16 protein-coding genes are annotated in these 16,148 nt (G+C 67.1%); 10 read left to right on the top strand and 6 right to left on the bottom strand.

The window, feature by feature from the left end; all coding sequences use genetic code 11:
• Positions 1-29 precede the first annotated feature (29 nt).
• Entirely contained in the window at positions 30-425 is a 396-nt protein-coding gene (locus FLL57_RS02170) for a response regulator (RefSeq protein ID WP_011156739.1), read from the bottom strand.
• Between the two features lie 435 nt (positions 426-860).
• On the opposite strand from FLL57_RS02170, the gene FLL57_RS02165 reads away from it, so the two are divergent.
• Both FLL57_RS02165 and FLL57_RS02160 read left to right on the top strand, forming a co-directional pair.
• Positions 861-1,718, top strand: coding sequence for a 23S rRNA (adenine(2030)-N(6))-methyltransferase RlmJ (locus tag FLL57_RS02165; protein ID WP_142882006.1), 858 nt, complete (start codon positions 861-863; stop codon positions 1,716-1,718).
• Between the two features lie 273 nt (positions 1,719-1,991).
• Positions 1,992-2,204, top strand: a complete 213-nt coding sequence (locus FLL57_RS02160) for a cold-shock protein (protein ID WP_013501119.1) — start codon at positions 1,992-1,994, stop codon at positions 2,202-2,204.
• A gap of 253 nt (positions 2,205-2,457) precedes the next feature.
• Here the strand turns inward: FLL57_RS02160 and FLL57_RS02155 are convergent, their stop codons facing one another.
• Positions 2,458-3,081: an outer membrane protein gene (locus FLL57_RS02155; protein ID WP_013501118.1), complete on the bottom strand. Its 624-nt coding sequence runs from the start codon at positions 3,079-3,081 to the stop codon at positions 2,458-2,460.
• A gap of 310 nt (positions 3,082-3,391) precedes the next feature.
• Here FLL57_RS02155 and uvrC point away from each other — a divergent pair, with 310 nt between their 5' ends.
• From uvrC to prmB, 5 genes are all read left to right on the top strand, one after another.
• Positions 3,392-5,491 carry an excinuclease ABC subunit UvrC gene (gene uvrC, locus FLL57_RS02150; RefSeq protein WP_142882005.1) on the top strand — a complete coding sequence of 700 codons (2,100 nt, stop codon included), beginning with the start codon at positions 3,392-3,394 and terminating at the stop codon, positions 5,489-5,491.
• A 136-nt stretch (positions 5,492-5,627) separates the two neighbouring features.
• Positions 5,628-6,254: a CDP-diacylglycerol--glycerol-3-phosphate 3-phosphatidyltransferase gene (gene pgsA / locus FLL57_RS02145; RefSeq protein WP_013501116.1), complete on the top strand. Its 627-nt coding sequence runs from the start codon at positions 5,628-5,630 to the stop codon at positions 6,252-6,254.
• Positions 6,251-6,502, top strand: coding sequence for a molybdopterin converting factor subunit 1 (gene moaD, locus FLL57_RS02140; protein ID WP_013501115.1), 252 nt, complete (start codon positions 6,251-6,253; stop codon positions 6,500-6,502). Before pgsA ends, moaD begins: the two co-directional genes overlap by 4 nt.
• Before the next feature lie 25 nt (positions 6,503-6,527).
• Positions 6,528-6,995 (top strand): molybdenum cofactor biosynthesis protein MoaE, encoded by a 468-nt coding sequence (locus tag FLL57_RS02135; RefSeq protein WP_142882004.1) that lies wholly within the window; start codon positions 6,528-6,530, stop codon positions 6,993-6,995.
• Complete coding sequence (gene prmB, locus FLL57_RS02130) at positions 6,995-8,008, top strand: 50S ribosomal protein L3 N(5)-glutamine methyltransferase (RefSeq protein ID WP_164633418.1); 1,014 nt, start codon at positions 6,995-6,997, stop codon at positions 8,006-8,008. Before FLL57_RS02135 ends, prmB begins: the two co-directional genes overlap by 1 nt.
• Before the next feature lie 143 nt (positions 8,009-8,151).
• Here prmB and rsmD read toward each other — a convergent pair whose 3' ends face one another.
• Together rsmD and FLL57_RS02120 are read right to left on the bottom strand one after the other, a co-directional pair.
• Positions 8,152-8,733, bottom strand: a complete 582-nt coding sequence (gene rsmD, locus FLL57_RS02125; RefSeq protein WP_283811143.1) for a 16S rRNA (guanine(966)-N(2))-methyltransferase RsmD — start codon at positions 8,731-8,733, stop codon at positions 8,152-8,154.
• A gap of 171 nt (positions 8,734-8,904) precedes the next feature.
• Positions 8,905-11,040: a pseudouridine synthase gene (locus FLL57_RS02120; RefSeq protein ID WP_142882002.1), complete on the bottom strand. Its 2,136-nt coding sequence runs from the start codon at positions 11,038-11,040 to the stop codon at positions 8,905-8,907.
• A gap of 166 nt (positions 11,041-11,206) precedes the next feature.
• Between FLL57_RS02120 and FLL57_RS02115 the strand changes: the two genes are divergently transcribed.
• Positions 11,207-11,653, top strand: a complete 447-nt coding sequence (locus FLL57_RS02115; RefSeq protein ID WP_013501110.1) for a nucleoside deaminase — start codon at positions 11,207-11,209, stop codon at positions 11,651-11,653.
• On the opposite strand, the gene FLL57_RS02110 is transcribed toward FLL57_RS02115, so the two are convergent.
• Both FLL57_RS02110 and purD read right to left on the bottom strand, forming a co-directional pair.
• The gene (locus FLL57_RS02110; RefSeq protein ID WP_013501109.1) at positions 11,637-12,545 is read right to left on the bottom strand and encodes an alpha/beta fold hydrolase; all 909 of its coding nucleotides are present in this window, start codon (positions 12,543-12,545) and stop codon (positions 11,637-11,639) included. The two genes, FLL57_RS02115 and FLL57_RS02110, sit on opposite strands and share 17 nt — an antisense overlap.
• A gap of 148 nt (positions 12,546-12,693) precedes the next feature.
• Complete coding sequence (purD, locus tag FLL57_RS02105; RefSeq protein ID WP_142882001.1) at positions 12,694-13,977, bottom strand: phosphoribosylamine--glycine ligase; 1,284 nt, start codon at positions 13,975-13,977, stop codon at positions 12,694-12,696.
• Positions 13,978-14,157: 180 nt separating this feature from the next.
• On the opposite strand from purD, the gene xseA reads away from it, so the two are divergent.
• Positions 14,158-15,771 carry an exodeoxyribonuclease VII large subunit gene (gene xseA / locus FLL57_RS02100; protein ID WP_142882000.1) on the top strand — a complete coding sequence of 538 codons (1,614 nt, stop codon included), beginning with the start codon at positions 14,158-14,160 and terminating at the stop codon, positions 15,769-15,771.
• A 145-nt stretch (positions 15,772-15,916) separates the two neighbouring features.
• Entirely contained in the window at positions 15,917-16,144 is a 228-nt protein-coding gene (locus FLL57_RS02095; RefSeq protein ID WP_013501106.1) for a DUF2093 domain-containing protein, read from the top strand.
• Positions 16,145-16,148 lie beyond the last annotated feature (4 nt).

The following is a 16,148-nucleotide window of genomic DNA, read 5'->3' as shown; positions in this document are numbered from 1 at the left end:
AAATCTGCGGATGATCGGAAGGCCGGCGGTCAAGCCGCGACGTGATCCGGGAAGACCGCCTCGATCTTGGTCTTCAGCGTCGCCGCGTTGAACGGCTTGACGATGTAGTTGTTGACGCCGGCCTTCTTGGCCGCGATCACGTTCTCGGTCTTGGATTCCGCCGTGATCATGATGAACGGGGTCTGCGACAGGTTGGGGTCGGCGCGGACTTCCTTCAAGAGGTCGTAGCCGGTCATCGGCTCCATGTTCCAGTCCGAGATCACCAGGCCGTACTTCTTGGTGCGCATCTTGGCGAGCGCAGCCGAACCGTCGCTGGCGTCGTCGATATTCTCGAAACCGAGCTGCTTGAGAAGATTACGAATGATCCGGATCATGGTGCTGTAATCGTCCACCACCAGAACCGACATCGACAAATCAACCGCCATCTTCAACTCCCCAAGGCGCCGCAGGGTGGCTCCGAGGCCATCCTTTCGGCCGGCTAATGCAGGTTCTCCTGAAAGTCCGCGCGTACAACCGCAGGTCTTTCGCCAAGCCAAGAACTAGCACCCGGGGTTAAACAGCGCGTTAATCGGCACCGCCACCCGGTTCCGGCCAGATTCCGCAGCTCCATCAAAGTACTTGAAAAGCAGCCAGATTTGGAACCGGGGCCGGTCCCGGTATTCCTACTGGGGGAAAACCCGGCGTTCCCGCCGGCCGTGATCGCCGCACCGCAAGCCGGGCCGCCGCGGCGCGGGCGGGGCCGTGCGGAAGCGTGTCCGAGCGGCGCGGACACCGGCTCGCATGAAGAAAAACGCATCAGGACAAAGCAGCCGCTCCGGTTCTGATTTGATCAGGCCCGGAAGTGCTTTAGGGATCGGGACATGAATTATCGCCACGCCTTCCACGCCGGCAATTTTGCCGACGTCATCAAACATCTCGTGCTGGTCCGGATCCTGACCTATCTGCACGACAAGCCGGCCGCCTTCCGGGTGATCGACACCCATGCCGGCGCCGGTCTGTACGACCTGACCAGCGACGAGGCCCGCCGCGGCGGCGAGTGGGCGACCGGCATCGCCCGGGTGATACAGGCCCGGTTCTCGGACGATGCCTACCCGCTGATCGCGCCGTATCTCGACATCGTCCGGGCGTTCAATCCGCAGCGCGACCTGACCGCCTATCCGGGCTCGCCGCTGATCGCCCGCGCCCTGCTCCGCCCACAGGACAGCCTGGTGGCCTGCGAGCTGGCGCCGGCGGCGCGCAAGCAATTGATCGGCGCGCTGCGCCACGATCCGCAGGGCCGGGTGGTCGATCTCGACGGCTGGACCGCGCTCACCGCCTTCGTGCCGCCGAAGGAACGCCGCGGGCTGGTGCTGATCGACCCGCCGTTCGAACGCAAGGATGAGTTCGAGCAGCTCGCCGCCAAGTTCGCCGCCGCCTACGCCAAGTGGCCGACCGGAGTGTATCTGATGTGGTATCCGGTCAAGAACCGCCGTGCCACAGACACCCTGGCGGCCGCGGTGGCCGGCACGGCCGCGGCCGGCGGCGAGGGCAAGTGCCTGCGGCTGGAGTTCAGCGTCGCACCGCAGCAGCCTGACGGAGCGCTGACCTCGACCGGGCTGCTGATCGTCAACCTGCCATGGACGCTGGGCGATGAGCTGAGAACTGTTCTCCCCGAGTTGGAGCGCCCGCTCGGCCTCGGCGGGGTCGGACGTTACCGTCTCGAATTCCCGAAGTCCTGACTACTCAGTCCCTGACCGCGACACGGCGCGAAAAGTCGCAACTCGATAGTAGGCAATTCGCGCAAATCCGTATTATGCTCGCGACATTGGACTGGCTTTACGTTCCGCTTCCGCAAATGGGGGCGGCGGAGTGACAAGGCCTCACAGCGTATTTCGATTGGACCCGCAGTCAGTAGCAGGTCCCGCTCTCGGCCAAGCTATCCGGCAGCGAAATGCCAGGTCGCACCGTGGCGCTGGCGCGCGACGGAAAGCATGCTGGGAGGAGTTTCCGGAATGGCAATGACGGGAACGGTGAAGTTCTTCAACGGCGAACGCGGCTACGGTTTCATCAAACCCGATGACGGCGGTCGCGACGTGTTCGTGCACATTACCGCAGTCGAACGCGCCGGCTTGAAGGACCTGACCGAGGGACAGCGTATTTCGTTCGAAGTGGAGCCCGACAAGAAGGGCAAGGGCCCCAAGGCGGTCAATCTGGTCGTATCTTAGCACCGCAGGCCGACGCTGATAGCGGCCGCGCGGCGCGGTCGCTTCGGCTCGGCGCGGACATCCACGCGAACGACGCGCGCGGCTGGCGGCGCGGAAGAGCGGGCAGCATTGCCCGAGATGAGTTTGTTTGCGCCTGAAACTCAGCACCCTCGGGAAACAGCCAGACCCGCTTCGTCATCAAAGAAAATCCCGGCCGCAGGCGGCCGGGAGTTGTCGTCGACGAGTTTCTTGATCGCGAAGGTTGGGTCGCGGTTTAGAAGTGATAGTTGATACCGGCGCGCACCATGCCGGCGTTGTAGCCGTTCGGCATGCCGGTGATGAAGAAATTGTTGGTCGACAGGCTCATATACAGATACTCGACCTTGGCGCTCAGCTTCGGCGCGAACGCGAATTCGGCGCCGGCGCCGACCGTCCAGCCGGCCGAGGAATGGCTTTCCGACACGGCCAGATTCTGCCCCTTGAGCTGGCCGAACGCCAGACCGCCGGTGGCGTAGATCAGCACGTCGTTCATCGCGTAGCCGATCCGGCCGCGGCCGGTGCCGAACCACGGGTTGGAGAATTTGTAGGGCGCGAAAGTGTCGTCCGCGGTCGAGAACTGAATGTCGCCCTCGAGACCGAACACGATGTTGCCGGACTGCCAGTTGTAGCCGCCCTGCAGGCCGCCGGAGAAGCCCGACGGCTTGGTGATGTTGTTGGTGACGTTGCCCCAGCCGTAACCGAGATTGCCGCCCAGATAGGGGCCGGCCCAACTGAAGGCGTTGAGCGGCTGATTGACCGTATAGGGCGCGTTCGACCGGTAGTACCCCATGTCGGCCGCCTGAGCCGTCGACATCCCCGCGGCGATCATGGCCGCCGCTGCCAGTGTAACTTTACGCATCTTACTCTCCTCGACGACCCGGCCGCGCCAGCGGCGGCGCGATCAGCGTCCAGTCATCGGCCTCCCGCGGCCGATGGGAAAATGTCCCGAATGGTTACGGCTTTCCTCTCTTTTCCCGTCGAATTTATCGAGAGTTTTAAGTTAAGCGGTTCTTAACCCGCGGACCGATCCGGCGCGCATTGTTAACAAAATCTTACTTCCCGGTCTTCGCGGCAACACCATGGCAAGACAGGCGAATTTCGCGCGGGGCTGGTTCCGGCGAGGCGCTGCGCTGGCAACCGCGGAAGCGAGCGCATAGGTTGGGGCCGCCATGATTCACGATCCCGCCGAGCCCGGAACGGCCGCGGCCGCACCGTCCGCCGACGCCCCCTCTCCCGCCGTGGCTGCGCCTGCCGCGGGGGCGTCCCCTGCTGTCGGAGCGCAGGACATCGACGCCGCCACCGCTGCGCTGGCGGTCGAAGAGGACGACGAGGCGCGGCTGCCGGAGGTCGAGGACGAGCCCGAGGGGGACGGCGCCGGGCCGATGGCGGTCGGCCGCTCGGCGATCGCGCGCGCGGTGCGGCTGGCCCCGACCTCGCCCGGCGTCTATCGGATGCTGAACGAAGGCCGCGACGTGCTTTACGTCGGCAAGGCCAAGAACGTGAAGAAGCGGCTGGCGTCCTACGCCCGCCCCACGGGGCAGGTGCTGCGAATCGCCCGCATGATCGCGCTCACCGTCGAGGTCGAGGTGATCTCCACCACCACCGAGACCGAGGCGCTGCTGCTCGAAGCCAACCTGATCAAGCAGCTCCGGCCGCGCTTCAACGTCCAGCTCCGCGACGACAAGTCGTTCCCCTACATCCTGATCACCGGCGACCATTGGGCGCCGCAGATCCTCAAGCATCGCGGCGCGCAGAGCCGGCCAGGACGGTATTTCGGTCCGTTCGCCTCGGCCGGCGCGGTCAACCGCACCATCACGGCGCTGCAGCGTGCGTTCCTGGTGCGATCCTGCACCGATTCGTTCTTCGAAAGCCGCACCCGCCCCTGCCTGCTCTATCAAATCCGCCGCTGCGCCGGGCCGTGCACCGGCGAGGTCGACTTCCCAGGTTACAGCGAGCTTGTGCGCGAGGCGACCGACTTCCTGTCGGGCCGCAGTCGGGCGGTGAAGCAGTTGCTCGCCGCCGAGATGGAGAAGGCGTCGGGCGAGCTCGAATTCGAGACTGCGGCGCTCTACCGCGACCGGCTGGCGGCGCTGTCGGCGATCCAGTCCCAGCAGGGCATCAATCCGCGCACCGTCGAAGAAGCCGACGTGTTCGCGATCCATCAGGACGGCGGCTATTCCTGCGTCGAGGTGTTCTTCTTCCGCACCGGGCAGAACTGGGGCAACCGCGCCTACTTCCCGCGCGCCGAGAAGACCTTCACGCCGGCCGAAGTGCTCGGCGCCTTCGTGGCGCAGTTCTACGACGACAAGCCGCCGCCGAAGCTGATCCTGCTGTCGCATGAGATCGACGAGGCCGAGCTGCTCGCCGACGCGCTGTGCGTCAAGGCCGGCCACAAGGTCGAAGTCTCGGTGCCCAAGCGCGGCGAGAAGAAGGAACTGGTCACCCACGCCCAGACCAATGCGCGCGAAGCGCTCGGCCGCAAGCTCGCCGATACCGCGACCCAGGCCCGGCTGCTGGACAGCCTCGCCACCACGCTCGGCCTGCCGAAGGCTCCGCAGCGGATCGAGGTCTACGACAACAGCCACATCCAGGGCACCAATGCGGTCGGCGCGATGATCGTCGCCGGCCCGGACGGCTTCATCAAGAACCAGTACCGCAAGTTCAACATCAGATCCGAAGGACTGACGCCCGGCGACGACTACGCAATGATGCGCGAAGTGCTGCAGCGACGGTTCAAACGGCTGGCGGCGTTGCAGACCGATGGCGGCGATGCCGAACCGGCCGACAAGTCCAAAGACGACGAGGTGCCGCAATGGCCGGACCTCGTCATTATCGACGGCGGCCGCGGCCAGCTCAACGCCGCGCGCGAAGCGCTGTCCGGCATCGGCCTGACCGACCAGGTCACGCTGCTCGGCGTCGCCAAGGGACCGGACCGCGACGCCGGACGCGAGACGCTGTTCCTGCCCGACCGCGACGCGATCAAGCTCGAGCCGCGCGACCCGGTGCTGTATTTCATCCAGCGGCTGCGTGACGAGGCTCATCGCTTCGTGATCGGCTCGCACCGCACGCTGCGCAAGAAGGACATCCGCGAGGCCGGACTGCAGGAGATCCCAGGCATCGGCCCGACCCGCAAGCGGGCGCTGCTGCTGCATTTCGGCACGCTGAAGGAAATCGAGCGCGCGTCGATCGCCGACCTCGGCAAGGTTCCGGGCATCAGCGCCGAAAGCGCGCGGCGAATCTTCGAGTTCTTCCATGCTCGGCCGGGATGATGCACGCCTTCTCCGACCAAAGTCGGCGGGATCGAACCGTGCCGCGCCCCATGCGGATTTCACCTTTTCCTGATACGGAACGGAGACGCCGGGGTCGGAGGTTGACCTTCCGTCACGGGCAGTATTGGTAAGCTCGATGAACAACGTCTCGACCAGAGCGCCGGTGCGGGGAACGAAGACGTCTCTGACGCTTCCGAACATCCTCACCTATGCGCGGATCGCCGCGATTCCGGTGGTGGTCGGCTGCATTTTCGCGCAGTCGATCCTCGGCGGCCCGCTGGCGCTGCGCTGGGTGGCGCTCGCGGTGTTCATCGCCGCAGCGATCACCGACTTTCTCGACGGCCATTTCGCCAGGATCTGGGATCAGCAATCGGCGTTCGGCCGGATGCTCGATCCGATCGCCGACAAGCTGCTGGTAGCATCCTGCCTGCTGATGCTGGCGGCCGACAGTATCATCCACGGCTGGACGCTGTGGGCCGCGATCGTGATCCTGTGCCGCGAGATCCTGGTCTCGGGGCTGCGCGAATACCTCGCCGCGCTGCGGGTCAGCGTGCCGGTAACCCGGCTGGCGAAATGGAAGACCACCGCGCAGCTCATCGCGATCGGCTTCCTGCTCGCCGGTGAAGCCGGCAACGAAGTGCTGCCGTTCACGACCGAGATCGGCGTGTCGCTGCTGTGGCTGTCGGCGCTGCTGACGATGTACACCGGTTACGACTATTTCCGCGCCGGCATCCACCATCTGATCGAAGAGGATCAGGCATGAAGGTGAAGTATTTCGCCTGGGTGCGCGAGCGGATCGGCGTTGACGAAGAGACCGTCGAGCCGCCGCCGGCGGTGACCACCATCGCCGAGCTGATCGGCTGGCTGGCGGCGCGCGGCGACGGCTACGCGCTGGCTTTCGACAAACCGGGCGTGATCCGCGCCGCGATCGATCGCGCCCATGTCAGCGCCGAAACGCCGATCCAGGGCGCGCGCGAGGTCGCGTTCTTCCCGCCGATGACCGGTGGCTGAGCCGGCGTGGGCACGGGATGATCCGATGACCGTTCCGGTGACCATCCGTATTCAGGAAGCCGATTTCGATCTCGCCGCCGAGACCTCGGCGATGACGAAGGACCGCACCGACATCGGCGCGGTGGTGTCGTTCACCGGCCTGTGCCGGGGCGTCGAAGGCGACGACACCGTCACGGCGCTGACGCTCGAGCACTATCCCGGCATGGCCGAGGAGGAGATCCAGCGCCATGCCGATGAGGCGGTCGAACGCTGGCCGATCACCGCGCTGACGATCATTCACCGCGTCGGCCGCCTGGTGCCGGGCGACAACATCGTGCTGGTGCTGGCGGCGTCGGCGCATCGCCAGGCGGCGTTCGCGGCGGCGGAATTCCTGATGGACTATCTCAAGGCCAACGCGCCGTTCTGGAAGCGCGAGGAGCGCTCCGGCGAGTCGCGCTGGGTCGAGGCGCACAGCCGCGACGATGCCGCGATGGCGCGATGGAGCAAGGATTGATGGCGAAGAAAACAAAGGCGAAGGCCGCCAAGCCGAAAGCTGCTAAGATGGCCGCCGCGAAGGCGAAACCCGCCAAGCGCGGCGCCGCGGCCAAGGTCACCGCGCCCAAGCCGCCGAAGGTGGCTGCGGGGGAGCTGGTCACACTGCTCGATTTCGTCCGCTACGCCGTCAGCCGCTTCGCCGAAGCCGGCGTGGTGTTCGCGCACGGCACCACCGATCCGATCGCCGAAGCTGTTTTCCTGGTCGGAGAAGCGCTGCATCTGCATCCCGATCAGTTCGAGATGTTCGCTTCCGCCCGCGTCACCGCGCGCGAAGCCGCCGCGATTCTCGGCCTGATCGAGCGCAGGATCGCCACACGGGTGCCGGCGGCATACCTCGTCAACAAGATCTACATGCGCGGCGTGCCGTTCTACGTCGACGAGCGGGTGATCGTGCCACGCTCCTTCATCGGCGAACTGCTCGACTCACATTTCGACGGCGGCGACACCTCGCTGATCGATACGCCGGAGGCGGTCGAGCGCGTGCTCGACCTTTGCACCGGCTCGGGCTGCCTTGCGATCCTTGCGGCCTACGCCTTCCCGAACGCGACGGTCGATGCCGTCGATCTGTCGAAGGATGCGCTCGCGGTCGCGACGCGCAATGTCGCCGAGCACCGGCTCGACGATCGCGTCAGCCTGTATCACGGCGACCTGTTCGGCCCGCTCGGCGACGAGCGCTACGACCTGATCATCACCAACCCGCCTTACGTCGACGCCGACGGAATGGCCAGCCTGCCGGCGGAGTGCCGCGCCGAGCCGGCGATGGCGTTCGACGGCGGCGACGACGGCCTCACCATCATCCGCCGCATCCTCGCCGAGGCGAAGGATCATCTCATGCCCGACGGCGGCCTGCTGTGCGAAGTCGGCCGCTGCCGGCCGCAGATCGAAGACCAGTTCCCGCAGCTCCCGCTGCTGTGGCTCGACAGCGAAGATTCCGAAGCCGAAGTATTCTGGATCGCCGCAGCGGATTTGTAGCTTCCGACGCGCACCGTCATTCCGGGGCGCGAACGCAGTTCGCGAACCCGGAATCTCGACCTGTTCTGCGCCGTGCGAAACAATCTCTGGATTCCGGGTTCGCTCGCTTCGCGAGCGCCCCGGAATGACGTCGAAAAAACGGACTACTCGCCCGCCCCGAACCGCAGGAAGGTGAACTCGGTGTCGTCATAGGCGCGGCGGTCGAGTTCGGTGTAGCCGGCAGGAGCCGTGAAGCCGGCTTCCTTGGCTTCCTCGACGATCACCAGCGCGCCCTGCAGCAGCCAGCCGCCGTCGCGCAGCGACGCGAGTGAAGCCTCCGCAAGCTGCTTGCGGTACGGCGGATCGAGAAACGCGACGCCGAACGGTTCGACCGGATGCGCCGGCCCGAGATTGGCGGCGTCGCGGCGATACACCTTGCTGACGCCGCCGAGCCCGAGCGCCTCGACATTGGCGCGCAGCAGCGCACGCGCCTCGGCACCGTTGTCGACGAACAGCACGAACTTGGCGCCGCGCGACGACGCCTCGATGCCGAGCGCGCCGGTGCCGGCGAACAGGTCGAGCACGCGCGCATCGAGAATCGGATTCTCGTAAGCGTGCATCAGGATGTTGAACACCGACTCGCGCAAGCGGTCCGCCGTCGGCCGAATCTCCCGCGACGACGGCGCCACCAGATTGCGCCCCCTGAGCCGCCCGCCGATCACGCGCATGGGAGTGCTCGTAGAGATTGCAGGTAGCTCGAAACGAACGAGGCGCGCTCCCCTCCCCCTTGCGGGGAGGGGTCGGGGGTGGGGGTCCACAAGCAAAACCTTGCTTCGTAGCTACCCCCCACCCCGACCCTCCCCCGCAAGGGGGAAGGGAGCACAAGCGCCATGCCGTCGATCAGCATGAAACCGAACTCACTCGTCCCGCGGCGCGAGGTCGCGTTTGCCGTGGTAGCGGCGCGCCGGGCCGCGCGACAGCGGGCGCTCGCCGCCGTCGCTGGCGGTGCGTTCGACCTTGACCCTGCGGCCCTTGCGATCCTCGACCGCCCCGCGCTTGGTGATCGTCTTCTTCGGCTTGGCTGCGCCCTCGACCACCGACCACTCCTCGGCAGACACGACCTTGCCGGCGCGCGGCTTCGGCTTGGTCTCGCTCGGCGACGGGCCGGCGAAGTCGCAGCCGGCGAGCGCGATCACCTTCTCGCCGAGCTGATCGCGCAGCACCCGGGTCTTGACCTCGTCGACCTCGCCTTCACCGAGTTCGAGCAGTTGGAACGGCCCATAGGAGACCCGGATCAGCCGGTTCACCTCGAGCCCGAGATGCGCCAGCACGTTACGCACTTCGCGGTTCTTGCCCTCGCGGATCGCGAACACCAGCCAGACATTGGCGCCCTGATCGCGCTCCAGCTTGGCCTCGATCGGGCCGTATTGCACGCCGTCGACCTCGATGCCGTTCTGCAGCTCGTCGAGCTGCGCCTGGGTGATCTCGCCATGGGCGCGGACGCGGTAGCGCCGTAGCCAGCCGGTCTCCGGCAATTCGAGCGCACGCGCGAGGCCGCCGTCATTGGTGAGCAGCAGCAGGCCCTCGGTGTTGAAGTCGAGCCGGCCAATCGAGATCAGCCGCGGCAGCCCTTCGGGCAAATGATCGAACACCGTCGGCCGGCCTTCCGGATCGCTGTGCGTCGTCATCAGCCCGCGCGGCTTGTGATACAGGAACAGCCGCGTCCGCTCGCGCTCCGGCAACGGCTTGCCGTCGATGGTGATGACATCGCTCGCCTTGACGTCGAGCGCCGGCGAATCGATCACCTTGCCGTTGACGGTGACACGGCCTTCCGTGATCCACGCCTCGGCATCGCGGCGCGAGCACAGCCCGGCACGCGCCACCACCTTGGCGATACGCTCGCCAGCCTTGTCGGGCTTCGCGGGAGCGGCCGGCTTACGCTTGGCCGCTGCCGGATCCTGCTTGCGGAACGCGCCGCGGCCGCCGAACGCCGGACGTTTGGCGAAGACCCTGCTGTCGTCCTCATTGTCGCGGCGCGGACGATCGAAGCCGCGCTCTTCGTCCCGACCCTTGCGGGGACGATCGAAGCCGCGGCCTTCGCTGCGCGGATGCTCGTGCCAATCGCCGTGCTTGGCGGCGCGGTCGCGCTGCGGGCGATCCTCACGGGGCCGGTCGCTGCGGGGACGGTCACTCCGCGGACGATCCTCGCGCGGGCGATCGAAGCTGCGCTCGCGGAACGGACGCTGCTCGCCGCGTTCGCCGTCGCGCGGGCGCGAAAATTTCGGCCGGTCGCCGCTGCGTTCCGGACGTTCGGAGCGCTCGCCACGATCGAACCTGGGCTTGTCGCCACGGGGCTTGTCAAACCTGGGCTTGTCGCCCCGATCCCGATCGAAGCGCGGCTTGTCGTCGCGCGATTTGGCGAAACGCGGCTTGTCGAAGCCGCCTTTGTCGAATTTGCGGTCACGATCGCCGCCGGCACGTGCCGGCCGATCCTCGCGGGCCCGCCACGGCTTTTCGTCGCTGCGGTCGCGGCCGGGCTCGCCGTCACGCTGGAACGGACGCTTCGGCCGATCAGCAAAATCGCGCTTGGGGCGGTCAGCGAAATCGCGCTTCGGGCGATCACTGAAGTCGCGCTTGGGGCGGTCACCGAAATCCCGCTTCGGACGATCACCGAACTCCTTGCGCGGACCGCGCTCGGCACGCTCCCCACCGCTGCGCGCGGGGCGGTCGTCGCGGCTAAAACGGGCGCGCGGCGCGTCCCCGTCATCACGGCGCGGACGGTCGGAAAAGTCGCGGCGCGGCGCGGCACCGTCGCGCTTGGCATAGGGCCGCTTGCCCTCGCTGCCGAACGAGCGCTTGGCGTCGCCGCCGAACGACTTCTTGGCGTAGGTCTTCTCCCCACGGCCCTCGCCGGCCCCCTCGCCTGCGCGCTTGGCGAACTTCTTCTCCGGCCCTCGCGCCGCGCCGGAACGGCCCTTGCCGCCCTTGCCGCCGGCGGGCCTGTCGCGGCGGCCACGCGCAGAATCGTTGTCTTTACGGGTGTCGCGGGGCATGACTGGTCTTTCTATCGGAACACGAAATGGGGCACAGGCAGTCGGGAACGGCTCGCAGGCCGCGCGCTCCGATCGAAACGCGCATGGTCACGCAAAACAGCCATCCACTTTTGCTGAAGTCGGTCTCCTAGCAGAGTTTTCGGAGCGAGACGAGCCAAGAACGACGATGACGGCTTCCACTTTCATGGAATTGGCGCTGGCCGAGGCAGCCGCGGCGGGGGCTGCCGGCGAGGTGCCGATCGGCTGCGTGATCGTCCGCGACGGCGTGGTGATCGCCAAGGCCGGCAACCGCACCCTGACCGACCGCGACCCCACCGCCCATGCCGAGCTGCTGGCGATCCGGCAGGCGTCGGCCAAGCTCGGCAGCGAGCGGCTAGTCGATTGCGACCTCTACGTCACGCTGGAGCCGTGCACGATGTGCGCCGGTGCGATTTCGTTCGCCCGAATTCGGCGGCTGTATTTCGGCGCGTTCGATCCGAAGGGCGGCGCGGTGGAATCCGGCGTGCGTTTCTACGGCCAGCCGACCTGCCATCATGCGCCGGAAGTGTATTCCGCGGTCGGCGAGCGCGAGGCCGCGGCGATGCTGCGGGAGTTCTTCAAGGCGCGGCGCTGAAGAACTTCAACAACGCTTCGGCGGTCTGATCCGGCGCCTCCTCGGTGAGGAAGTGACCGGAATCGACCGGTCCGCCCTGCACGTCTTTCGCCCAATTCTTCCAGGTGTCGAGCGGCGTCGCGGCCGATTGCGCGATGCCGGCGTCGCCCCACAGCGCCAGCATCGGCACTTCGATCTTGTTGCCGGCTTCGACATCGGCCTTGTCGTGCTCGAAATCCGCGAACGCGCCCGCACGATAATCCTCGCACATCGCGTGCAGCCGCATCGGGTCGCGGAACGGCGCCAGATAATGTTCGAGCGCACGCGGATCGAAGCACGACAGATCGTGGGCCTTGGCCCAGCTCGCCAGCTTGTTCTTCAGGAAGAAATCCGGCGCGGCGGCGATCAGCGTCTCCGGCAGCGGCGCCGGCTGCGCCAGGAAGCTCCAATGATAGATCTTCAGCGCATAGCGCCGGTCCATCCGCTGCCAGTATTCGTAGGTCGGCAGGATATCGAGCACCGCCAGCTTCGACAGCCGCCCCGGCGAATCCAGCGCCATTCGGTAGCTGACCCGGCCGCCGCGGTCGTGGCCGGCGAGCGCAAAATGCACGTGGCCGAGCTGCTCCATCGCCTCGATCAACTGCCTGGCCATCGCCCGCTTGGTGTAGGGCGTGTGCTTTTCGTCGCTCTCCGGCATGTCGGACCAGCCGTAGCCCGGCAGATCGGCGATGATCAGCTTGAACCGCTCGGCGAGCTTCGGCGCAACCCGGTGCCACATCACATGGGTTTCGGAGAAGCCATGCAGCAGCAGCAGCGGCGGCCCGTCGCCGCCGGTGCGGGCGAAGATCCGGCCCGACGAGGTGTTGATCCACTCCGAGCCGAAGCCCGGAAACAAGTCGGCGAGATCGGGCATCGGCGAATCCTTCCAACTGGGTGTCGTCAGCTCCAAACACGACCTCATCCTGAGGAGCGCTCCGAAGGAGCGCGTCTCGAAGGATGGGCCGCCGCCTCGCCCTTCGAGACGCGCGCTGGCGCGCGCTCCTCAGGGTGAGGCTAACTGATCACTTCCTCCGCCGTTCCCGCGCCACCGCCTGCCAGCCGATGTCGCGGCGGCAGAAGCCTTCGGGCCAGTTGATCACGCCGATCGCCTCGTAGGCGCGGCGCTGCGCCTCGGCGACCGTCTTGGCCGACGCGGTGACCGCGAGCACGCGGCCGCCATTGGCGAGCACCCAGTCGCCCGACGCCACCGTGCCGGCGTGGAAGATCTGCACGCCTGGAATCGCGTCGGCGCGCTCCAGGCCGGCGATCCGGGTGCCCTTCTCGTAGTGTCCCGGATAGCCCTTGGCGGCCATCACCACGGTGAGCGCCGGATCGTCGTGCCAGCGCAGGCTGACATGATCGAGCTGGCCGTCGGCGCAGGCGAGCAGCGCCGGCACGATGTCGGACATCATCCGCATCATCAGCACCTGGCACTCCGGGTCGCCGAACCGGACATTGTATTCGATCAGTTGCGGGCCGTCCTCGGTGATCATCAGCCCGGCGAACAGCACGCCCTTGAACGGCGCGCCCATCGCCTTCATCGCCTTCAGCGTCGGATAGATGATCCGCTGCATCGTCTGCTGACAGATCGCGTCGGTCATCACCGGCGCCGGCGAATACGCCCCCATGCCGCCGGTGTTCGGTCCCTTGTCGCCGTCATAGGCGCGCTTGTGGTCCTGTGCGGAGGCGAGCGGCAGCGCGTGGTCGCCATCGCACAGCACGAAGAACGACGCCTCCTCGCCGACCAGGAAATCCTCGACGACGACTTCGACGCCGGCGTCGCCCAGCCCGCCGCCGAACATCATGTCGACCGCGGCCTCCGCCTCGGCAAGCGTCGTCGCCACCACCACGCCCTTGCCGGCGGCGAGGCCGTCGGCCTTGACCACGATCGGCGCGCCCTGCACCCGGATATAGGCCTTGGCCTCGTTCGGATCGCTGAACCGTTCATAGGCGGCGGTCGGAATGTCGTGCGCCTTGCACAGATCCTTGGTGAAGCCTTTCGAGCTTTCGAGCTGCGACGCCTTGCGGCTCGGTCCGAACGCCTTGATGCCGGCCGCGGCCAAATCGTCAACGATGCCGGCGGCGAGCGGCGCCTCCGGCCCGACCACCACGAAGTCGACCTGATTGGCCTTGCAGAACGCGATCACGGCCGGGTGGTCGGCGATGTCGAGCGCCACGCAGGTCGCCTCGCGGGCGATCCCGGCATTGCCCGGCGCGCACCACAGCTTGGTGACCAGCGGCGATGCCGCGATCTTCCAGGCCAGCGCATGTTCGCGCCCGCCCGAGCCGAGGAGGAGAATATTCATGAAAGCCTGACCGTACGCCCCGTGGATGGTCCGCGAGGTGTAACACGCGGCAGGCGGCCGGCAACGCGCGCCGGCGCGGATGTGGATATGTCCGGGTAGAGGCTCCGTCCCGGCCGCGGGTTGGCGGCCGGCCAGAAAGTCCCTACTTTCCGCCGCACCCTTCAACCCCGATCGAATCGCATGGCCCGACTGCAGTCTCCCCAAGCCCTCGCCAATGTCGGCGAATTCACCGTTTCCGAGCTGTCGCAGGCGCTGAAGCGGACGGTCGAGGACACCTATGGGCATGTCCGGGTGCGTGGCGAGATCACCGGCTTCCGTGGGCCGCACTCGTCCGGTCACTGCTATTTCGCGCTCAAGGACGAGGGCGCCAAGATCGAGGCCGTGATCTGGAAGGGCGTCGCCGGGCGGATGCGGTTCAAGCCGCAGGAAGGCCTCGAGGTCATCGCCACCGGCAAGCTGACCACCTATCCGGGCTCGTCGAAATATCAGATCGTGATCGAGGCGCTCGAGCCTGCCGGCGTTGGCGCGCTGATGGCGCTGATGGAAGAGCGCAAGAAGAAGCTCGCCGCCGAGGGCCTGTTCGACGAGGCGCGCAAGCAGCTCCTGCCGTGGCTGCCGGAGGTGATCGGCGTCGTCACCTCGCCGACCGGCGCCGTGATTCGCGACATCCTGCACCGGCTCGAAGATCGCTTTCCCCGCCGCGTGCTGGTTTGGCCGGTGCGGGTGCAGGGCGAAGGCTCAGCCGAACAGGTGGCGGCTGCGATCCACGGCTTCAACGCGCTGCCCGAAGACGGGCCGATCCCGCGGCCGGACCTGCTGATCGTCGCGCGTGGCGGCGGCTCGTTGGAAGATCTTTGGTCGTTCAACGAGGAGATCGTGGTCCGCGCCGCGGCCGACAGCATGATCCCGCTGATCTCGGCGGTCGGCCACGAGACCGACGTCACGCTGATCGATTTCGCTGCCGACAAGCGCGCGCCGACCCCGACCGCCGCCGCCGAAATGGCGGTGCCGGTGCGCGCCGAGCTGTTCGTCGAGGTCGGCGGCCTGGCGCGGCGGATGCTGTCGAGCTGGCAGCGCGGCCAGGATTTTCGCCGCAACGAGCTGCGCGCCGCCGCCCGCGCGCTGCCGGGCGCCTCCGACCTGCTGGCGATCCCGCGGCAGCGGCTCGATACTGCGGCGGCCTCGCTGCCTCGCGCGCTGCGCACCAACACCCACGCCCATCACCGCCGCTTCGCCGCCGCCGCCGCTGGCATGACGCTCAAGGTGCTGCGGGCGCAGGTGGCGCACAGCGCCCATCGGCTCGACGTCTCCGGTACCCAGTTGCAGCGCTGCGCCCGGGCGACGCTGCGGCACCGCCGCGACCGGTTCGAAGGCTTGGCGGTGCGGCTGCAAGCCTCCCGGCTGGCCAACCAGCAGGCGCAGCGGATGCGGATCGCAGGCGAGCAGGAGCGGCTGCAGCGGCTCGCCGAACGCGCGCGGCGGGCGCTGGCCACCCTGCTGGAGCGCCGTCAGGCGCGGCTCGACGCCACCGGCAAGCTGCTCACCGCACTGTCGTATCGCGGCGTGCTGGCGCGCGGCTTCGCGCTGGTGCGCGACGCCGAAGGGCGCTCCGTGCACACCGCCGCCTCGGTCGCCGCCGGAGCCAGGCTCAGCGTCGAATTCGCCGACGGCCGGCTCGGCGTCACCGCCGATGGCGGCAGCGGATCCCCGGCCCACACCGCAAAGCCTGCGTCCGTGCCGGCGAAGGCTGCGAAGCGACTGGTGAAGCCTGCCGGCCAGGGCTCACTGTTTTAGAATTGGTTTTCGCGATCCGCAGCGAAAACGACGCCGCCATGACATCGCGGCGGTTTGCAATGCGGCGCAACCGTTCTATCTGTCAGGGGTATCGACCCGCAGCTTTGCATCATTCCGCAACCTGCGGTTTTCCAGGAGATCGGCCGTGCTCAACAAATTTGGCTTCTCGGGTTCGGGTGAAGCCCAGGTGCAGTATCTCGATGGCGACTTCCGGGTGATCTCACCCGGTACCTATGTGCGCTGCGCCGTTACCGGGGTGCAGATCCCGCTCGACGAGCTGAAATATTGGAGCGTCGATCTCAAGGAGCCCTACGCGACTCCGGAAGCCGTGCTGAAGCGGCACCATCCGGAAGCATTGCAGTCCAATGGTTGAGGCT

It is taken from the genome of Rhodopseudomonas palustris (genome assembly GCF_007005445.1).
Classification (GTDB): Bacteria; Pseudomonadota; Alphaproteobacteria; order Rhizobiales; family Xanthobacteraceae; genus Rhodopseudomonas; species Rhodopseudomonas palustris_G.
The sequence above is the reverse complement of the archived record's forward strand: the minus strand, read 5'-3'. Positions and strand labels throughout refer to the sequence as shown.